Origin of the sequence: Streptomyces beijiangensis (genome assembly GCF_017315755.1) — a bacterium.
In the GTDB taxonomy this organism is placed as follows: Bacteria; Actinomycetota; Actinomycetes; order Streptomycetales; family Streptomycetaceae; genus Streptomyces; species Streptomyces beijiangensis.
In genome coordinates, this window is record NZ_JAFLRJ010000793.1 from 1 (window position 1) to 514 (window position 514).

1 protein-coding gene and 1 pseudogene are annotated in these 514 nt (G+C 70.0%); both read left to right on the top strand.

The genetic code is table 11. The features are described from left to right. A partial coding sequence (locus J0695_RS39140; RefSeq protein ID WP_206969618.1) for an ATP-binding cassette domain-containing protein occupies positions 1-241 on the top strand: 241 nt, incomplete at its 5' end. Next, a pseudogene (locus J0695_RS39145) lies at positions 235-514 on the top strand (ABC transporter permease); the annotation flags it as partial. The gene J0695_RS39140 and the pseudogene J0695_RS39145, both read left to right, overlap by 7 nt.

A 514-nucleotide genomic window follows, 5' to 3' on the forward strand; every position in this document is an offset into this window, starting at 1 on the left:
CGGGCAGCAGCAGCGCGTCGCCCTCGCACGGGCGCTGATCACGCGGCCGACGGTCCTTTTCGGGGACGAGCCGACGGGTGCGCTGGACACGGAGACGGGTGCCCAAGTGCTGTCCATGGTGCGGGAGTTGGTGGACAGGGACGGCCAGACGGTGGTGATGGTCACGCACGATCCGGTGGTCGCGGAGTACGCCGACCGGCTGGTGCGGCTCGTCGACGGACGGGTGGTGTCGTCGTGCTGAGTGTGGTGCTGGGCGGGCTGCGGACGCGGTGGGTCACGTTGGCGGGGAGTTTCGTCGCGCTCGCGCTGGGGGTGGGGCTGATCGCGACGACGGTGCTCGGGCTGGCGGCGGCGCTCGATCCTCCCGTACGGAAGCCGGTGCGGTTCGCGGCGTCGCCGGTGGTGGTGAGGGGGACGGACACGCTCACGGTCGGGCGCAAGACGAAGAAGCTTTTTCATCCACAGGCTGTGGACAAAGAATTGCTGCGCGAGCTTCGGACGCTCGGACCGGTCG